We start from the raw sequence: 20021 nt of genomic DNA on the forward strand, positions 1-20021 counted from the left end.
CTTTATTATCCGTTAGACTTACTTAAACGGGCTATAGGAGTCTGGTTTCCGGTAACTTTCTGATCCATTTCTACCAAAACTTCTGTTCCCACCGGTAAATAAACATCCACGCGGGAACCGAACTTAATAAATCCCATTTGTTCGTCTACATGGCACTTTTCTCCGGGTTTTGCATAAGTAACTATACGCCGTGCCATTGCTCCGGCAATTTGCCTCGCCAGAATATCAATACCGTTTTTAGTAGTAATAACAACTGCCGAACGCTCATTCTCCGTACTGCTCTTAGGTAAGTAAGCCGCCATAAAACGTCCGTTCTGGTGAGACACATGCTTCACTGTTCCGTTTACAGGAAACCAGTTGGCATGAACATTGAAAATTGACATAAAAATAGAGATTTGCAAACGTTTTTCATGCAATATCTCATTTTCCATAACTTCTTCAATTGCAACAATCGTCCCATCGGCAGGGGCAATCACCAGCCCTTCCGAATCATAAGGAAAACGACGGAAAGGACTACGAAAGAAATTCAATACCAATAAAAATAATATGGTAGAAATCAATGCAACAGAATAGAACAGCCCGCCCTTACCGGTTGTGTGGTATAAGACGACATTCACAATAAATAATATTGTAAACAACGTCAATAATAGTCCTGTTCCTTCTCTATGTACTTTCATCCTTTATTCTACTGCGTTTGATAATAAGAATTTGCAAAAATATTCATTTTTACGGAATATCAAAAATATATCATAATTCATTAACCGCTTCCACCTTATTTAGTTCGACATACCATAAAAAGCCGCTTACCTTTTCATATCCCATCTGGCGAACCAGTTTCAAATAATTTTTAACCTGACTATAATGGCGTTTCTCTTGTTTTTCCCCGAATTTATAATCGACAACAACTGCTTCATTTCCATTTATCATCACGCGATCAGGACGTTTGGAAAGACCTTTTCCAAAAAGAATATCTACCTCATTCAAAACACGTGACGATCCATCATACCATGGTGCAACTTCAGGTTGATTCAACAAATCAGATAGCCGGACACATAATTTCTCGGCTTCGTCCCTATTTACCACACCAGCCAAACGATAGTTCTCTACAGCAACAGGTATATCTTTTTCAGTACGGATACCACTTAACACTTCATGCATTAATGCTCCGTGCTTACGGCGTTCATTATCAAAAAAGAATCCTTTTCCATGTAAACGTAATTGCAAACGATCATCCGAAGAAACCGAACGAATCCGGTCCATCGAAATTTCTTCAACGCCCATTTTTTTATTCTGTTCTTCAGACGGATGCCACCAGTTACCCAATTCAAACACTCCATCTGCAATATTGAAAGAATACGGCAGATTTATTAATGGCTCTCCTTCTTCCACATCGTCTACCTGAGTATTCAATCCTGCCCAAAGTAAATCTCCTATAGAAGTAATCTTCTCTATATCTCCGCTCTTCTCATCCATTTTCTTAGGCCGGGGAGCAAAGACCAATAGTTCTTCTTTAGCACGGGTAAAAGCAACATATAATGTATTCAGATTATCAATAAAGGCATGCAACCGTTCCTTGAAATAGTCTTTTGCAAAGATTGTATTACCCAATGCCTGCCCATAGCGCACCGGAACCAAATGCAAACGGTCAAAAGGTCTTTCATCCGGATGGCACCAAAGAATAACAGGTTTAGATGGCTTATGATCTATTTCCCAGTCTCCAAACGGTATAATTACAACCTTAAAGCCCAAGCCCTTAGATTTATGTACGGTAAGTATACGAATAGCGTTCTGTTCATCCGGTGTAGCAATTGTTTTCTTATATCCCGTTTCATCCCACCATTTCAAGAAACGATTTAAGTCCGGACTCTCTTTTTGGCTATACTCAGAAACCATATCCAGGAATGCTTGCACAAAAACTTGTTCATTATCAGGAAATCGCTCAGCAAACAACCGGAACAAACCTTCCGTTATCTCATATAAAGATTGACGTGAAAGCCCTAGTAACTCTTGTTTTATATCTGCAGGAATAGAAAAAGAAGACACTGGTTCTGCATCCTTTTGCCATCCACCAGACAAAACAATATAGGAAAATGTAGCAATCTGTTCATTTGTCAAATCTTCAGGATTTTTTAAATAACGTAATGTTGCTACGAGAAAACGCACAACCGGCGAACTGCTGACATACAACGCATCATCTGATATTATATCATAACGATACTGTTCTGAAGAATGCATTTCCTTATAAGACAACAATGTATCAGCCACCATAGCACCTTCCATATTGGTACGTACCAAGATTGCTATATCTTTCAACATATATCCGTTATCCTGCAATTGCTCTAATACACCCGGAAGTCTTTCTAGAGCTTCTTCTTTCCAGTCCTTACCATCTTCACCGGTTAAAAACTCTATTTTCACATGTCCATCTTTTTTTTGAAAAGGAGCGGGAATCTGCTGATAGCTTTTCTTATAAGCAGACATGATCTTGGTAAAATAACCTATCCGTTCTTCAGTTTTCAAAGAAGACGCATCAAGAGCTTCGTTATAATAATGTTGAAGCAAGGCTGGAGTAACAGAAAACAAAGCATTATTTACTTCCACAATATGACGGCAACTACGCCAATTCTCCTTTAAAGTATCTTCTTTGATTTCTTCATGAATAAAATCATTTTGTACCTGTTCATCCAACAATTTCCAGTCAGAATTACGAAAACGGTAGATGCTCTGCTTTACATCCCCCACAATCAGGTTTGCATACCTGTGTGCCATGCTTTCCTGAATAAGCGGACGGAAGTTATTCCACTGCATACCACTGGTATCCTGAAATTCATCTATCATATAATGATCTACATGAGTTCCTGTTTTTTCATAAATAAACGGAGCATCACTACCATCTATGATTTTATTCAGCAATTCGGTCGTATCGGCAATCAACATTACATTTTTATCTTCACGATATGCAGCAATCTGCCGTGATACATCTGTCAAAATTCCCAGTGTATAATAAAAACGAACCACTTCTTTAGCCGTATTATAAGCAGTCAGATCGGAGAAAAGAGATACCACTCCCTTTATGCATTCGTTCAGTCCTCCTTCAAATGCACATCCTATAACTAAACGGAGGGATTGTGAGGTTGTTTTTGTAAAACAACCGTCCAGATTATCTGCCAGCCCCATAAAAGTAGCAGAAGGTTCTTTCATCTCTCCGTTAGCCAGTTTTTCGAAGAAGAACAAAGGTGAACGGCTTCCTCCTTTGAAATCGGAAGGTTGGAGCCCATATTGCTTAAGCAATGCCATTCCCTTCTCTCCCAAACGCTTTGCTTCCCTTTCTACAGAGCGGATAATAGCATATAAGTCATTTTTATACTCTTCCAGTGCGTCTTTATCTTCAATATCCCGAGACACCTCATCACTAAAAGCCTTATAACTCTCTTTAAATACCTCACGGCTCAAAGCCATAATATCCCGGCGCAGATTCCACTCTCCGCCATTTTCTATCTTCTCTTCCGCAAAACGGAGAAGCCACCCCAGTAATTCTTTACTTTCAGGCTTTTCCAGATCGGCCAGCAATTTATCTACCGACTCTGCCAAGACCAATTCCTGATCCATTTCTATTCCATAGCCGCCCTGTAAACCGATCTCACGGGTGAAGGCACGCATTGTCTGCTGAAAGAAACGGTCGATCGTGCTTATATTAAATGCCGAATAATCATGAAGAATAAGAATTAAAATTCGCCGGGCTTGTTGTCTGACCTGCTTTTCGGTAAGAGAGTTAGCAGACATTAACAGACTGACATAATCGGATTTATTACCGGATGCTAAATTATAGAGCTCCTCGACAATACGGTTTTTCATCTCATCGGTAGCCTTATTAGTAAAGGTTACCGCCAAAATACGCTTATATGCCCCCGGCTGCGTAAAAAGCAACAAAAGGTATTCACCCGTAAGTTTATGTGTTTTTCCTGCACCGGCAGAAGCTCTGTAAACTGTTAACATTTTATATAATTCTACTCTTGATATATCCTTCTTTCCGCAGAATTTCAAGTACCTTATTACGTAAATCACCTTGTACAACAATCTCACCGTCTTTTGCGGTACCACCAACCCCACACTTCACTTTCAGGAGTTTTCCCAAAGAAGTAAGATCGTCTGAAGTTCCACGAAAACCGGTTATTAACGTAACTACCTTCCCTCCCCGGTTACGTTTATCCAGGGAAATACGCAACTGTTGTTTTTCTTTCGGAAGCGTTTCTTCTTCCTCCCCATCTTCTGTATTATATTGAAAATCCGGATTGGTAGAATACATTACCCCTAAACGGCCTTTCCAGTCATTACTCTTCATATCAACATTTTATCAGATTAAAACTATAAAGCAATATCTAATTTTTCTTTTAAATATTTACCTGTATACGATTCCTTGCAAGCCACTATATCTTCAGGCGTTCCGGTACAAACCAAACCACCTCCGGCTTTTCCTCCTTCTGGCCCCAAATCTATCACATAGTCAGCACACTTAATCACATCCATGTTATGTTCAATGATAACAACAGTATGCCCTTTATCTATCAAAGCATTGAATGCTTTTAATAACGTTTTAATATCATGAAAATGAAGTCCGGTCGTCGGTTCATCGAAGACAAATAAAGTAGGCTGCTGTTTCTCTTGCCCCAGATAATATGCCAGTTTCACACGTTGGTTTTCCCCACCCGACAAAGTGGAGGAAGTCTGTCCCAGCTTAATATATCCCAAGCCCACATCCTGAAGAGGTTTCAACTTTTTAACGATTTTCTTCTCCTGCGATCCTGAAGACTGTCCAAAAAACTCGATAGCTTGGTTAACCGTCATTTCCAATACATCATAAATATTAGCTCCGCAGTATTCCACTTCCAGGATTTCGGATTTAAAACGTTTACCATGACAAGCTTCACATTCCAATGTTATATCGGCCATAAACTGCATTTCAACAGTTATTTTACCCTCACCTTTACATTCTTCGCAACGTCCGCCTTCTTTATTAAAAGAGAAATAAGCCGAATTATACCCCATCTGCTTTGCCAAAGGCTGATCTCCATACAATTTACGTATTTCATCATAAGCACCTATATAAGTTACCGGATTGGAACGCGAACTTTTCCCAATCGAATTCTGGTCTACAAACTCTATCGATTGTACCATGTGCATATCCCCTTCCAAACCTGAGCAATCAACCATTAACCGGGCAGCTTCATCCAGATAATGCTTTACTCCTTCATAAAAAATATCACGCACTAATGAACTTTTACCTGATCCACTGACACCCGACACAACAGTCATTACATTCAATGGGAACTTTACATCTATTCCTTTAAGGTTGTTCTTACGTGCACCTTTTACTTCTATATAATTATTCCAGGGACGACGGAAAGAAGGGACATCTATTTTATCATCGCCAGTCAGATATCGCACCGTATAGCTTTCACTATTTGTTTGCAGATTATTAATGTCTCCCTGATACACTACTTCACCACCCAACCGTCCGGCCTTAGGACCAATGTCTATAATGTAATCAGCAGCACGGATTATTTCCTCATCATGCTCCACCACAACTACCGTATTGCCCAACGATTGCAACTGCCTTAATACATTAATCAACAAATCCGTATCTCTTGAATGAAGACCGATACTTGGTTCATCCAATATATAAAGAGACCCAACCAAGCTACTGCCCAAAGAAGTAGCAAGATTAATACGCTGGCTCTCTCCTCCCGAAAGAGAAGATGACAGACGGTCTAATGAAAGATACCCCAAACCTACATCCAAAAGAAATTGAAGACGGCTGTTTATTTCTGTCAACAAGCGTTTAGCTACAGCTGCATCCGTTTCATCGAGCTCCAGATTATCAAAAAAACTTTTTGCTTCTGTAATAGGCAATGTTACCAGTTGAGCTATGTTTTTTCCTCCTATCCGTACATAAAGGGCTTCAGGTTTCAACCGGGCGCCTTTACAAACCGGACAAGTAGTCTTTCCACGATAGCGCGCCTGCATAACCCTGTATTGTATCTTATATAAATTTTCTTCCACAAATTTAAAGAAATCATCAATGCCGTGCAATCCCGGAGCACCATGCCAGAGTAAATCTTTTTCCTTATCCGTCAGGTCATAATAAGGCCGATGAATCGGGAACTTGTATTTTTCGCTTTTGGCTACGAACTCTTTCAGCCATTCGCCCATTACTTCTCCCTTCCAACATACAACAGCTCCCTGATACACCGACAAACTTTTATCCGGCACCACAAGATTTTCGTCTATGCCCAAAATCTTGCCGAAGCCTTCACATACCGGACACGCTCCTAGAGGATTATTAAAACTGAACATCATATCCGTAGGCTCCGTAAAAACTATACCATCCGCTTCAAACCGTTTGGAGAATTCTTTCGTCACCGTTTCTTCAGGAGTATAGATACGGATTATGCAAGTGCCATGCCCTTCAAAAAAAGCAGTCTCCGCTGAATCTGCCAAACGGCTTTTCAATGTTTTGTCATCCGATATGGTCAAACGGTCGATCAGCAATTCAACATTTTGGGAGTTCTGCAACGCTTCATCTCCAATCACTTCTCCTATACGATAAACATTATCATTAATTGCCAGACGCGTATATCCTTCTTTTTGTAAAATCTCCAATTGTTCCTTCATACTTCGTCCCTCAGGCAACACAACCGGAGCATAAACAGCAAAACGAGTCCCATCAGGATAAGCCAACACCATATTAACAATATCGCTAACCTGGTGTTTCTTTACTTCTTCACCGGAAACAGGAGATATGGTTTTCCCTATACGGGCATACAAAAGACGTAAGTATTCATATATTTCAGTTGATGTACCTACCGTAGAACGCGGATTACGGGTATTTACCTTTTGTTCAATGGCTATTGCAGGAGGAATACCTTTTATATAATCACACTCCGGCTTACTCATCCTGCCCAGAAACTGGCGGGCATATGCCGAAAGGCTTTCAACATACCGCCTTTGTCCTTCCGCATACAAAGTATCAAAAGCTAATGAAGACTTTCCGCTACCAGACAAACCGGTTATCACCACAAGCTTATCACGTGGAATTTCCACGTCGATATTCTTCAGATTATTAACACGTGCACCTTTTATAAATATAGAATTGCTCTCAGACATAACACCTTTTCCTATTTTTCTTAACTTGCAAAGTTAGAAAAGTAATACCGTTTTGACAAACAATCAATAAGTATTCACATTAGAAGTTACGAAACCTTTTGTTTTTAAAAGATATTCATGTATTTTTGTTGAGTTTTCGTACATAAAAACAAATAAATAGAACAATGTATATAAAATATCTCCGTCTGCTATTGGCGATATTATCTATTGCTATGTCTTCATGTTCAACTGTCCGGGAAATTCCGCGTCAAACGACAGGCCAAAAAGAAGCAAAAAGAGAATTCCGCGGAGCATGGATTCAAACAGCTTTTCAGGGCGAATACAAAGACATGACTCCATCTCAAATGAAAAAAGATTTCATTCGTAAACTTAATTATCTACAAAATTGCGGCATTAATGCCATCATTTTTCAGATACGTCCGGAAGCAGATGCTTTTTATAAATCAGAAATAGAACCCTGGAGCCGTTTTTATACAGGAGAACAGGGAAAAGCTCCAGCCGGTAACTTCGACCTGATGGCCTTTCTCATTGAAGAATGCCACAAAAGAAACATGGAATTCCATGCCTGGCTAAATCCTTACCGGGTGAGCACTGCCGGTAATACCAAATTTGCCGATTCACATATCTACTATCGCCACCCGGAATGGTTTGTCACTTATAACAAACAAATACTTTTCGATCCGGGATTACCCGAAAGCCGTCAGTTTATTTGTAGGGTTGTACGTGATATTGTTACCCGCTACGACGTAGATGCCATCCACATGGATGACTACTTTTATCCATACCCGGCAGCAGGGCTTTCTTTTCCCGACGATAACAGTTTCTACAAGTACGGTTTGCGCAAAGGATATACAGAAGCCCAACGGAATGACTGGCGCAGAGAAAACGTAAATAAACTAATAAAAGATATCAAACGCACCATTTTGCTGTCCAAACCTTGGGTACGGTTCGGTATCAGCCCGTTCGGTATTTATAGGAACAAGAAAAATACCCCCGACAACTCCGGCAGCGAAACCAACGGTCTACAGAATTATGACGATTTATATGCCGACATACTTTATTGGGTAAAGCAAGGATGGATAGACTACAACATGCCACAAATATACTGGGAAATAGGGCATCCGGCAGCAGATTATATCACACTAATTAAATGGTGGGACAAAAATGCAAACGGAGGTCACCTTTATATCGGGCAAGATGTAGCCCGCACAATGAAAGCCAATGAGCTGACACGAAAGATGCGTTATGAAAGAGCTTTACCTCATGTCAGTGGTAATTGTTTCTGGCCGGCCAACGAAATTTTATGGAACAACAAAGGCGTTGCCGACAGCTTGAAACGAAATTATCATCGCTATCCGGCATTAATTCCGGCATACACACACATGCACAACCGTGCTCCGCAGGAAGTAAAGAAACTAAAAACAGAATGGACTCCGCAAGGCTATATGCTCCATTGGATAGCAGAACAGAGTGAGACCAACCCCGAACTCGCATCCTATTTTGTAATTTACCGTTTTGATGATAAAGAACCGGTAGACTTAAGTAATCCGGCTAAAATAGCTGCCATTACACGTAAAACGAATTATCTGTTACCTTACAATGATGGTAAACGTAAATATCGCTATATAGTAACAGCTGTAGATCGTTTCCATAATGAAACAGAAAAAGGAAAAAGTAAGAAAGTTAAACTCTAAGTCGCTCATATAATTATGTCCGATCAAAGATGGGCCAAATTCACGGATTATTCTTCGTGCAAGTCTTGCCAGACGAATATATTCAAATACCGTGCATATCCTAGGGGAATGATGATACCTCAGGCCAGATGCATGCAGAATACTATCTATTTCCTCATCTCGGGCAAAGTACTTGTAAAAAGTGAAGAACATCCGACGACTACTTTCTCAAGCGGACAATTTATCCTTCAACCGATAGGTTCGCGGGTAGAATTCCACATTCTCGAATCATGCGAATGTATTCTTTACCTTTTCGACCGTCCGCAAAACGTATGTAATGACCGCTTTCTGAGCGGGGAAGCCATGGCCGGAAACATGACCGTTACTCCCATAGTAATGAATTCCTGTACTCCGCTCGTATTATATCTGGAAGGAATGAAGAAATACATAAACGACGCTATGTTATGTTGCAACTTCCTTCAAGCGAAAGGAACCGAATTAATATACATACTTAATTGTTATTATCCTCTTAAAGAACTGGCTACTTTTTATGCCCCGATTTACAGATATACCAAGAGCTTTAAATATTTTGTAATGCAAAATTACCTGAAAGCAAAAGATGTTGAATCTTTTGCTCAATTAGGAGGCTATAGCCTCCCCACCTTCCGGCGTATTTTTAAAGAAACCTTCGGAGAGCCTGCATATCAATGGATGGTTAAAAAGAAATGCCAGGACATTCACAACGATCTTATCACCACCAACCAAAGTATTTCCGAAATTTGCTATAAATACGGATTCGAATCATTGGCCAATTTCTCACATTTCTGCCGGGCCAACTTTGGCAAATCACCACGTGCCATACGTAATGAAAGAATCGAAAACATATAAAAATCAACAAATATCATAATTTTTACAACTTATTGAGCAGAAAAAACAATTTAGTCCGTTTTTAAATAGAATACTTTTGGATACTGATTTGGGAGAATGTAAAAAATCACATAAAATCAATCCTAAATGTATTCAAGGACGAGAATTATATTACATGTATTTACTATCATTACGGGGTTAGCCTGGGCCATGATAGAATGCAGCTGCGGAAGAGAGACCGACAAGGAATCTTCGCAAGTAAATCTCTCCTATACTATCAACTGGGACAAAGTTTTTGAGAGCTATTCCAAACCTGAAAAATTACGCTACTGCTTTTATCCTGTCAACGGAGGTCCGCTGCTTCGCACAGATGGAGACTGCAAAGGTTTCAAAATTATCCTGCCTGCAGATAAATATAATGTACTGATATTTAATTGTGACGCATCCGATATAGAATTTAATAACCTGGAAAGCTTTGATAAAGCAGAAGCACGATTAATAGCCACCAAAGCAATAGGCAGCAATACAAACGGAAAAATTCCTTTATACGGTTTAACAATAACCGACCTGCAGATAAATCCGGGACAAGATATAGAAGAAATAATGCAACCGACCCCGTTAGTAAAAGAAATATTTTTCGACATAAACATAGATGGTTCCGAATATATTAACAGTTGCAAAGGCAGCCTATCAGGTGTAGCTTCGGCTTTGAACCTCAGCAAAAGGCAGGTAATGCCTGATACTCCCACAACTGTTAATATTGAAACTTCCCTCACCGACAAAGGCGCTAAAGGAAGTGCACTGATTTTAGGTGTTGCCACACAAATAGGAGAAGGAGAAGATCAACCCAACACTCCGTCTAACCAACTGACATTAGATTTTACACTGGCAGACGGTTCAACCTTTACCACTACCGCCGATCTAGGACATGATCTGGCAGACAAACATCAATCAGGTATACATGTAGATATAGATGCTACAGTAAGTCCATCCCCCACTTTCACTGTCACTATTAATAGCTGGAAGATAACTTCCGGCGACAGTATAGCTATAAAATAACAAACATATTTACACTTTAAAAAAACAACATGAAAAATTTAATTCTCAGCATGCTTGCCATGGCAGCCATGGTTAGTTGCACAAACGAAAACGACCCTATAGGCGAAGTGATTAATAATGACAAGCCTACACCTGTTGTCTTTGGTCAGTCTATAAGTTTACTAACCAAAGCTCCTATAACAAGTACCCAGTTAGCAAGTACTAAAATTGGAATTTGGGCACAAGAATATACAGCAACACCAGCCTGGGTTGCAGACAATAAAAATTTTATGGATGACTTAGAATTAACTGTGGACGGAAGCGGAGCAATTACTTATACCGGCACAAAATACTATTCAATAACTCCGAATACCAAATATGATTTTTATGCATATGCACCAAAAGGGGATGCCAGCGTTTCATCTAATGCCGCAACTGCAGGAGCCGCTCCAACAATCAATTTAACACTTGGCGCAACAGATCAGATTGATTTAATGTATGCCTCACAAACAGGGGTCACTAAATCCAGAAACGCAGTAGCCCTACTTTTTAAACATTCACTTGCACAGATTAAATTCAAAATCAAGAAAGCCACTGGGGCCAGTGTTACTACGCTTACTGAAATAAAAGTTAATGCAAATTCAGTAGGAACAATGGCATTAACAGACGGAAAATACTCAAGCACAGGCACTCCTATAGATTTCACAGTATTAACAGGAGGTTCTTTTAATATTCCGGCTAACGACTTTGCAGAGATAACAGGAGTCAAGCCATTAATGTTATTCCCTGAAGAATTAGGAAGCAACTCCGTTACTTTCACTATCGACGGTACAGATTATCAATTCACGCCAACTGCTACATTAGAAGCAGGTACAACAACAACAATCAGTGTTACTGTTACATCTGCCGGTGTTGAATTCAGCCAAAGTGTAGAAGCATGGAAAGATAACACGGGATCAGGTACGATCGAATAATAAAAGTTACATAAACCATACAACCATTAATTCCTTTCAGCAATTGCAGAAAGGAATTAATGGTATCCATCCGGTAAATATTCATATCTTTACGAACTAAACAAGAAATAGAATATTTACCAACATGAAATCAACACTTATCCTGGGTATCGGAGCTTCGTTTCTGGCTACCGGTATAATACATGCCCAGAAAAAACAACAAACGCAACAGAAAACACCCAATGTAATCCTTATTTATGCCGACGATTTAGGTTACGGAGATCTGGAATGTTATGGAGCCAAACGTGTTCAAACACCAAATGTAAACCGGCTGGCAAACGAAGGCATCCGCTTCACCAACGCTTATGCAACAGCTTCTACCAGTACGCCTTCACGCTATTCTATGCTCACTGGCGAATATGCATGGCGTGTGCCCGGCACAGATATTGCCGCCGGCAATGCAGGTATGATTATCCGCCCCGAACGCTACACAATAGCCGACATGTTCAAAAATGCAGGATATGCCACAGCCGCGATAGGAAAATGGCATCTGGGCTTAGGTGATAAAACCGGAGAACAGGATTGGAATGCTCCGCTGCCAACAGCCTTAGGCGACTTGGGGTTCGACTATTCATATATAATGGCCGCCACAGCAGATCGTGTACCCTGCGTCTTTATAGAAAATGGCAAGGTAGCAAACTACGATCCGTCTGCCCCCATCGAGGTAAGCTACGAAAAGAACTTTGCGGGAGAACCTACCGGAAGAGACAACCCCGAACTCCTATACAACCTGAAGCCCAGCTTCGGGCATGATATGTCTATCGTCAACGGTATCAGCCGTATCGGATTTATGAGAGGAGGCGGCAAAGCCCTTTGGAAAGACGAAAACATTGCCGACTCTATCACAACACATGCAATAGACTTTGTAAAATCCAACAAAGACAAACCGTTCTTCATGTACTTTGCCACAAACGATGTGCATGTACCCCGTTTTCCGCACGACCGTTTCCGCGGCAAGAGCCCGATGGGACTACGTGGAGATGCAATTGCCCAATTCGACTGGGCAGTAGGGCAATTAATGAAAACACTGGACGAACTGGGCTTAACAGAGAATACATTAATTATCCTATCCAGCGACAACGGCCCGGTAGTAGACGACGGTTATGCAGACAGAGCCGTAGAATTATTGGGCGACCATAAACCAACCGGCCCGCTACGAGGCAACAAATACAGTGCATTTGAAGGCGGAACACGCATCCCGGCAATCGCACATTGGCCAAAAGAAATTAAGAAAGCCACCGTATCCGATGCCCTGGTTTGCCAGATCGACTGGTTTGCTTCACTGGCAGCATTAACCAATTCGCGCCTGCCAAAAGGAAGCGCTCCCGACAGCTACGACTACCTCAATACCTGGTTAGGCAAAGATAATGAAGGACGTCCCTGGGTAATAGAACAGGCATTAAACCGCGCCCTATCCGTACGCACAAAAGACTGGAAGTATATCGAACCAAGCAAGGGACAGGCACTTATGCCGCTCGAGAATGTAGAAACCGGATATTCTAAAGATCCGCAACTCTACGACATGACAAAAGAGGGAGAGCAAACCAACCAAGCCCTCCAACACCCCGAAGTAGTTTACAAACTGCAAAGCATTCTGGCCGGAGTAAGAGATAAAACAGTTACACCTGAAAAATAGAAGCAGAAGGTGAAGAGGCCGACGTCCCGACCTCCCCTGTCAGACCAACCCCCCTAGGTAGGGAGAAAGAATCTCCCTAGGTAAGGAGAAAAAACCTCCCTAGGTAGGGGGATGGTTTCATCAGGGGAATGTCAATGCCTCCCAGGCATCACCAGCCTGTTTGCGACCATCCAGCCGCTTTATACCATGCCAAGTTCTGATAAAACGCATTTACGGATGCCATTGAAGAGCGGGGAACATATCCGGAGATACCGCCGGCATTAAGATCCATTGTAAACATACTTTGAATTAGTCCTGAGAAATTCTTCGGAGTAGTCTTCCAATAAATCACGGCAGCATCAAATGCAGACTTCCATTCGGTATAATCGCTGTTGCCCCCCGTTAATTTATAGATAAAGCGTTCCAAATCATAATAATACCGCGTGTAGCGTTTATCATAGTACATCACACCGGAAACATCGATATCCTGTTTGTTTTGGATATACTTAGGAAGTACTTTTGCCGTGGCAGAAGCCAACCGTTCCAGCTCACTACACTTTAACACAGCCACCGAAGCACCGGCCGTCCAGTTAGAATTACTAAGTCCGGCGCCATCTTTATACAATCCATTATAGTATTCATAATAAGCAGTGGCAATTGCCAATCCTGCATTTTCTTTAACAAAGAAAGCGGGGGCAACCAGCTGATAAGGAGCGCCCGGACCCGGAATCTCGGTTGGAGAGCCAATTAAACAATCCATACAGTCCCGCAATTCATAGGCAACTTCTACAGACTCCATAAAGCAAGCATCGAAAAAGAGGAAATCCAGGTGCGGGATGCTTTGCAATACTTCGTGCAGTTCCGAAATATCCAGATAGTCATTATCATCTTGCCCCCACCAGCGCATCATGCTTTTAGGCAGCCATCCCTCGCCGTGAGACCAAAGAACGAGGCCGTAACTTTCGGCCGGATATCTTTGAAAAGCATCAGACAGAATACCTTTCATAACAGATATATCTAATGAGTTCTGTTCTCCAAACTCTTTCACCGTTTCTTCCACGACCTGCCCTTTTTTATTTTTAGTAAGATGCATCAAGCGGGGAGCGGAATTATCATCTATATATACCAACAGATTACAAGATGCGGGATCTACCTCCTGCATGCCTTGCTTCATTTCCTCATAATCTTTCAAAGCAAAATCAGACAATGTGTTTTGGGCAACCATATATACTAACACAGTACGAGCTTTGTTAACCGGTTCATCATCATGGCTGCACGAACTGAAGATCATAGCAAATGACAAAAGAAAATATAGTACATTATATTTCATAAATCAGACTTTAAATTTAGATAAAGGGCAAAGATACGAAAAAACAGTCCTCACCTGCCAGCCTCCTCTATTTTAATGCATAAGAAACACCTTTTTATAGGATTTGGTTGTCCCGTCAGGATGAAATAATTCAATATACAATATATAGATTCCCGGCAAAAGCCGGCAACGATCCTGTCCCATACCATTCCATAGCAGACTTCCCTCAACTCCAAGCAGTTCATGGTTGGCTATTTCCGCCAACCGCCGGCCCGTTGTATCAAACACCCACATCCTGCAATTATATCCGGGTTTATCCATATAATAAAGGATTGTGTACTCTCCGGTAAGTTCGGAATATACAGGAGCTTCAATAGAAGTAGGATGCCCGGTTCCTGTTGTTTTGTATTGAGAATTACGATAACCCGGTGTACCTGAGCCAGCGGTTTCGGCCGCCGATGTCCAATTGGCAGCATCCTGCGTTGCAACATCCGGATCAATCCGCTCTAACGAAACACCTTTCCCATTCTTTACAGAAGGCGCATGCCATTTGGAAGAATAGGCAACTTCATCTATCACTTCTTCATCTTTCGTCCGAAACAGCACCAAATCAGATGAAGTATTTGCCAATACCGGCAATTTCTGCTGATGCAACGATTCCGGTGAAGAAACAAGATAAAAAGAAGAAATACCTTCTACATCTTTTGCCAACAAAAGATACTCTTTCGGATTTATGTCGAAAGGAACCGACGACAACGGATAATACGTACTTAACGCACCGTCGGACTTCCGGGTGGCAATAGATAGTCCCCTTACCGACAATTTCCGGTCTGAGCGATTATACAATTCTATATATTCGCTACCTCCGGTATAAGGGTCCGGCAACAATTCATTAAAAATCAACTCAAAGGGATTCACGGAAGTGTCTTCCAAATCAGTCGGAGGTTGGGGATTATCCGGACGTGAATTTACCGCACCGGGAGTTCCACCCTTAGAATCGGTAGACAGATACAAGCCTTGTCCCGAACGTTCCCAGGCAATACCGGGTTTAGCTTTCGGATATGTAATTTGATCAATCAATTCGCCAGTTGGAGATTTCAGTTGGAGCGTTTTGCCATTATTTGCCAGTTGTGCCGGAAACTTAACCAGAGGCATTTCGTTACCCGCAGGATCAAGTTTCACCTCCCTGCCTTCCTTATATAGTACCACATAACCTCCGGCAGGAAGCAATAGATTCGAGAGTTTAACAGATATATCATTATAAACAAACATCCACCCTTCCAGTTGGCAGGCAGTAGTAGAAGTATTATATAATTCCACATACTCTGTCTGGGGCAAAACATCCAATCCGTTGGGATCGGCCATGATCTCATTGATGCAAATAAAACATCCCGATGGTTTTTCAAAACCATCAGGATCATTTTCAAAATCATCGGGATCATTTCCCAATGTCGAAACGAAAGCTTTATTTCCTTTACATTCATCTGTTCTTCCTTTTGCTACTATCCCGGAATAAGTCAATGTATAACCGGCCGCTTTTTGTCGGCTGGTTATCCAAACAGGCTTCAGTATTGTCTCGTCATCCGAAATATAGACCTCATTGGCTTTATCTTCATCCAATAGGAACACACTTTTTCGTGCATCCACTTTCTGATCGAATGAAAGGAGTAGCGAATATTGGTCTTCCTCCGCCAAAGATAAAAGCTTGGGAATAGAAGTTCCGGTAGAAGGCTTATCATCCGGTTGTCCGCCAGGTTCCTTATCGGGGACAGTTGGAGTTGAAGTTATTTCAGATAGGATTCTGATATTATCAAATGCATAGACCATATTCTTTAAAGAAGAGGCCTTGCAACGGCAAGTAATATTGAAATAGCCCCCGGGACGTATATTGGACAAGGGATTATCTGTAAATGGTTGTCCCTCCTGTTTGTAAACATTTCCATTTACAGAAGTATAAAGTGTCCATATTCTCTCATTTTCCATCGTTAGTTTTACTTTCACGGAAAAGGCGCCTGTACCTAGCAGATCTTTCCGTCCGTTAATAATTCGCTGTGGAGTTCCGTTTCCCTTTTGTCGATAAAGAGAGACATTATGGTCATTATGTCCCACTTGCAAATAATAAAGGACTGAAGCCGGACTATCGGTTGCATATACATAAATACGGGCATGATTAGAATTTGAAGACTTAAAAGAAAGACTTACATCTATCTGCCATTCCATATTTTTCGAGTATATTACAGGAACATAGCAAGAAAAATCTCCGGTTAAGCTACTTCCGTCAAATTGAAGCGATCCGTTATCAATACGAAAAAAACCTTTTGGGGCAACCCAGGGATTACCAGAATTTACATCTGGTCCGTCAAATGATTCGATGAGTTGTGCAAAAACACAAAAAGGCAGAAACAAGAAGATAATAATAATAATTTGTCTCATAGTTATATGGTTTTGTTATAATTTGCATATCTTTGTGCCTCAAAACGTTGTAGCATAAAGAGACTTATATTTCTATGCGACGTAAAATTATAACATTTTTTCTACAAACAAATTAATTAGTGCTCAAAATGAAAGTAGCAATTGTTGGAGCAAGTGGAGCCGTAGGACAAGAATTCCTGCGAGTACTCGACGAAAGAAACTTCCCGATGGATGAGCTTATCCTTTTTGGTTCATCCCGCAGTGCCGGACATGTTTATAACTTCCGTGGTAAACAGATTACTGTCAAGGAACTTAAACATAACGACGACTTTAAGGGAATTGATGTTGCTTTTGTTTCGGCCGGTGCAGGTACATCACGCGAATTCGAGCAGACAATCACCAAATTCGGTACTGTCATGATCGACAATTCAAGTGCTTTCCGTATGGATAACGATGTACCTTTGGTCGTTCCCGAAGTAAATGCGGAAGATGCACTGAATCGTCCGCGCGGTGTCATTGCCAACCCTAACTGTACTACCATTCAAATGGTTGTTGCGTTGAAGGCAATCGAAAATCTGTCGCATATTAAACGCGTACATGTATCTACCTATCAGGCTGCCAGTGGTGCAGGTGCCACAGCTATGGCCGAATTGGTAAAACAATATGAGCAACTGTTGAAAGGCGAAGAACCGACAGTGGAGAAATTCGCTTATCAGCTGGCCTACAACGTCATTCCTCATGTAGACGTATTTCTGGAAAACGGTTATACAAAAGAAGAAATGAAGATGTATAACGAAACCCGCAAGATCATGCATTCGGATATTGAAGTAAGTGCTACTTGTGTACGTGTACCTGTTATGCGCGCTCATAGCGAATCTACCTGGGTTGAAACAGAACGTCCTATCAGCATCGAAGAAGCCCGCAAAGCATTTGCTGAAGCAGAAGGTGTCGTATTGCAAGACGAGCCGGCAAAAAAAGACTACCCGATGCCATTATTCATTGCAGGAGAAGACCCTGTTTATGTTGGCCGCATACGAAAAGACCTTACAAATCCGAACGGTTTAACATTCTGGACAGTAAGCGATCAAATCAAGAAAGGTGCAGCCTTGAACGCTGTTCAGATTGCAGAATATCTGATTAAGGTAAAGAATATAGGGTAATTTACTTCCTGATATTACAAGATAAAAGAGGCCTGCTAACAATAAAAAGTTAGTTGGCCTCTTTTCTTATTTACCTGTCTATTTTCTGATAAAAGAAAAAATACCCCCGAAAATTAGAAATAACTTTCGGGGGTCAACACATTACTATCCACTTATTTTAATTCCATCCCGGATTTTGCTTCAAAGCTGGATTCAAATCCATTTCTTTTTGAGGAATTGGCCACAAATAGTAGTGATCAGGGAATCCTCTCTGACGGATCTTCACGCCTGTAAATTCAGTCATCCAAACACCATCCACTACATCTTTCGCTATTTTCCAACGGCGGATATCCGAATATCTCTGTCCTTCACCGCAAAGTTCAACCATTCTTTCATGACGAATTTTCTCACGCATCTGAGCTTGGCTCAACCCGGCAGGAAGTTCTTTTATACCTGCCCTTTTACGAACAGCATTTATTGCATCATAAACAGATTGGTCTGCACCAGCAGCTTCGTTCTGAGCTTCAGCATACATCAACATAACATCGGCCAAACGAATCAGAGGGAAGTTCTGAGGCATATTATCCTGCAATGTATATGTAGAACCTGTTTCCACAAACTTTCTCCATGAATAGCTACCATTTGCCCAAACCGGAACAAAAGCACCCGGATCTGTTTTATCAACCGGAAATTTATAAAGGAGCGTTCCACTTTTTCCTTCAAATTCAGACCAGGGAACAATAATTGCCTGATGCATACGAGGGTCTCTATTCTCAAACAATTTTCTAACAGAGGCTTCATCATTCCAGTCTTCCGGATTGTTAGGATCAAAAGTAGTTCCTTTTGCATTTTTATAATTTTTGAAATCAAAAGATGTTCCGTCAATCATTTCAAAAGCATTTACCAATGCCGGAGTAGGACGGGTACGCTGCGATCCAGATGTTGCACCTCCCGAATTTCCATAATTACGGTCTGTTGCTATACCTTGTTTTGCTTCGGCAACATACTGTACATCAAAAATAACTTCGCTGTTATTATTTCCTGCAACACGGAATAGTGAATGGAAATCATCCACCAACTTGCGGTCGCTCTTTTCCATCAATTCTTTAAAATCGGCAGCAGCCTTGTCATATTGTTTAGCCCACAGATGTGCTTTACCTCTCATTGCCAATGCAGCCCATTTTGTAGCACGGCCTTTGTCTGATTGTCCATAACTTTCAGGCAATAAAGAAATAGCATCTGTCATATCCTGCACAATAAAATCATACACTTCCTGTTCTGTATTACGAGGCTTATCAGCTTCGTCTGCATTCATCGGATAATCATAAATAGGCACACCTCCAAAATAATCCCATAGTTTAAAATAGAAATATCCACGGAAAAACTTTGCTTCACCCATTGTACGGTTCTTTACAGCTTCTGACATCTCGATACCCGGTATCTGCTTAATAGCTGTGTTCGCACGGTAAATGCCTTTATAGAATATACCCCATGAAGTTTCATAAAAGACAGCATTCGTAGGGAAATTTCCGGTTGTCAATCCGGTAGCCCATGACTGGTACGAAATATCAGTAAAGTCGTCCATCATACCATATATTACGATGCTGTTTGTAAATTCACGATTCGCATTATACAATGAATTTACGCCCATTATCGCATCTTCTTCCGATTTCCAAAATCCTCCTTCCGAAAGTCCTACCAATGAATTTCTATCAAGAAAATCACTGCAAGAAGACAGAAGGAATATAGATGCTATAATTGATATTATTATCTTTTTCATATCTTATTCAT

13 protein-coding genes are annotated in these 20021 nt (G+C 41.1%); 6 read left to right on the forward strand and 7 right to left on the reverse strand.

Annotation, left to right across the window (positions count from 1 at the left end; genetic code table 11):
* Positions 1-5: 5 nt before the first annotated feature.
* The 4 genes from CTY47_RS05575 to uvrA all read right to left on the reverse strand — a co-directional run bounded on the left by CTY47_RS05575 (position 6) and on the right by uvrA (position 7164).
* Complete coding sequence (locus CTY47_RS05575) at positions 6-677, reverse strand: phosphatidylserine decarboxylase family protein (protein ID WP_099463783.1); 672 nt, start codon at positions 675-677, stop codon at positions 6-8.
* Between the two features lie 70 nt (positions 678-747).
* Complete coding sequence (locus tag CTY47_RS05580; RefSeq protein WP_099463784.1) at positions 748-3996, reverse strand: UvrD-helicase domain-containing protein; 3249 nt, start codon at positions 3994-3996, stop codon at positions 748-750.
* A 1-nt stretch (position 3997) separates the two neighbouring features.
* Entirely contained in the window at positions 3998-4342 is a 345-nt protein-coding gene (locus CTY47_RS05585; protein WP_099463785.1) for a translation initiation factor, read from the reverse strand.
* A 23-nt stretch (positions 4343-4365) separates the two neighbouring features.
* Positions 4366-7164, reverse strand: a complete 2799-nt coding sequence (gene uvrA / locus CTY47_RS05590) for an excinuclease ABC subunit UvrA (protein ID WP_099463786.1) — start codon at positions 7162-7164, stop codon at positions 4366-4368.
* A 164-nt stretch (positions 7165-7328) separates the two neighbouring features.
* Here uvrA and CTY47_RS05595 point away from each other — a divergent pair, with 164 nt between their 5' ends.
* From CTY47_RS05595 to CTY47_RS05615, 5 genes are all read left to right on the forward strand, one after another.
* Complete coding sequence (locus tag CTY47_RS05595) at positions 7329-8858, forward strand: glycoside hydrolase family 10 protein (RefSeq protein ID WP_099463787.1); 1530 nt, start codon at positions 7329-7331, stop codon at positions 8856-8858.
* A gap of 15 nt (positions 8859-8873) precedes the next feature.
* Complete coding sequence (locus CTY47_RS05600; protein ID WP_099463788.1) at positions 8874-9725, forward strand: helix-turn-helix domain-containing protein; 852 nt, start codon at positions 8874-8876, stop codon at positions 9723-9725.
* 126 nt (positions 9726-9851) lie between these two features.
* Positions 9852-10763, forward strand: coding sequence for a DUF5119 domain-containing protein (locus CTY47_RS05605; RefSeq protein ID WP_099463789.1), 912 nt, complete (start codon positions 9852-9854; stop codon positions 10761-10763).
* Between the two features lie 29 nt (positions 10764-10792).
* Positions 10793-11716, forward strand: a complete 924-nt coding sequence (locus CTY47_RS05610; protein WP_099463790.1) for a fimbrillin family protein — start codon at positions 10793-10795, stop codon at positions 11714-11716.
* A gap of 124 nt (positions 11717-11840) precedes the next feature.
* Complete coding sequence (locus tag CTY47_RS05615) at positions 11841-13391, forward strand: sulfatase family protein (protein WP_099463791.1); 1551 nt, start codon at positions 11841-11843, stop codon at positions 13389-13391.
* A 148-nt stretch (positions 13392-13539) separates the two neighbouring features.
* Here CTY47_RS05615 and CTY47_RS05620 read toward each other — a convergent pair whose 3' ends face one another.
* Positions 13540-14700 (reverse strand): clostripain-related cysteine peptidase, encoded by a 1161-nt coding sequence (locus CTY47_RS05620; RefSeq protein ID WP_099463792.1) that lies wholly within the window; start codon positions 14698-14700, stop codon positions 13540-13542.
* 72 nt (positions 14701-14772) lie between these two features.
* Complete coding sequence (locus tag CTY47_RS05625) at positions 14773-17112, reverse strand: lamin tail domain-containing protein (protein ID WP_099463793.1); 2340 nt, start codon at positions 17110-17112, stop codon at positions 14773-14775.
* A gap of 128 nt (positions 17113-17240) precedes the next feature.
* Here CTY47_RS05625 and CTY47_RS05630 point away from each other — a divergent pair, with 128 nt between their 5' ends.
* A complete protein-coding gene (locus CTY47_RS05630) occupies positions 17241-18251 on the forward strand; it encodes an aspartate-semialdehyde dehydrogenase (RefSeq protein ID WP_099463794.1) in 1011 nt (336 codons plus the stop codon).
* A 157-nt stretch (positions 18252-18408) separates the two neighbouring features.
* On the opposite strand, the gene CTY47_RS05635 is transcribed toward CTY47_RS05630, so the two are convergent.
* A complete protein-coding gene (locus tag CTY47_RS05635) occupies positions 18409-20010 on the reverse strand; it encodes a RagB/SusD family nutrient uptake outer membrane protein (protein ID WP_099463795.1) in 1602 nt (533 codons plus the stop codon).
* Positions 20011-20021 lie beyond the last annotated feature (11 nt).

The sequence above is a fragment of the Parabacteroides provencensis genome, from assembly GCF_900232875.1.
Lineage (GTDB): Bacteria > Bacteroidota > Bacteroidia > Bacteroidales > Tannerellaceae > Parabacteroides > Parabacteroides chinchillae.

Coding starts and splice junctions, on each gene's coding strand:
- CTY47_RS05575 (WP_099463783.1), bottom strand. CDS start 677: ATGAAAGTACATAGAGAAGGAACAGGACTATTATTGACGTTGTTTACA.
- CTY47_RS05580 (WP_099463784.1), bottom strand. CDS start 3,996: ATGTTAACAGTTTACAGAGCTTCTGCCGGTGCAGGAAAAACACATAAA.
- CTY47_RS05585 (WP_099463785.1), bottom strand. CDS start 4,342: ATGAAGAGTAATGACTGGAAAGGCCGTTTAGGGGTAATGTATTCTACC.
- uvrA (WP_099463786.1), bottom strand. CDS start 7,164: ATGTCTGAGAGCAATTCTATATTTATAAAAGGTGCACGTGTTAATAAT.
- CTY47_RS05595 (WP_099463787.1), top strand. CDS start 7,329: ATGTATATAAAATATCTCCGTCTGCTATTGGCGATATTATCTATTGCT.
- CTY47_RS05600 (WP_099463788.1), top strand. CDS start 8,874: ATGTCCGATCAAAGATGGGCCAAATTCACGGATTATTCTTCGTGCAAG.
- CTY47_RS05605 (WP_099463789.1), top strand. CDS start 9,852: ATGTATTCAAGGACGAGAATTATATTACATGTATTTACTATCATTACG.
- CTY47_RS05610 (WP_099463790.1), top strand. CDS start 10,793: ATGAAAAATTTAATTCTCAGCATGCTTGCCATGGCAGCCATGGTTAGT.
- CTY47_RS05615 (WP_099463791.1), top strand. CDS start 11,841: ATGAAATCAACACTTATCCTGGGTATCGGAGCTTCGTTTCTGGCTACC.
- CTY47_RS05620 (WP_099463792.1), bottom strand. CDS start 14,700: ATGAAATATAATGTACTATATTTTCTTTTGTCATTTGCTATGATCTTC.
- CTY47_RS05625 (WP_099463793.1), bottom strand. CDS start 17,112: ATGAGACAAATTATTATTATTATCTTCTTGTTTCTGCCTTTTTGTGTT.
- CTY47_RS05630 (WP_099463794.1), top strand. CDS start 17,241: ATGAAAGTAGCAATTGTTGGAGCAAGTGGAGCCGTAGGACAAGAATTC.
- CTY47_RS05635 (WP_099463795.1), bottom strand. CDS start 20,010: ATGAAAAAGATAATAATATCAATTATAGCATCTATATTCCTTCTGTCT.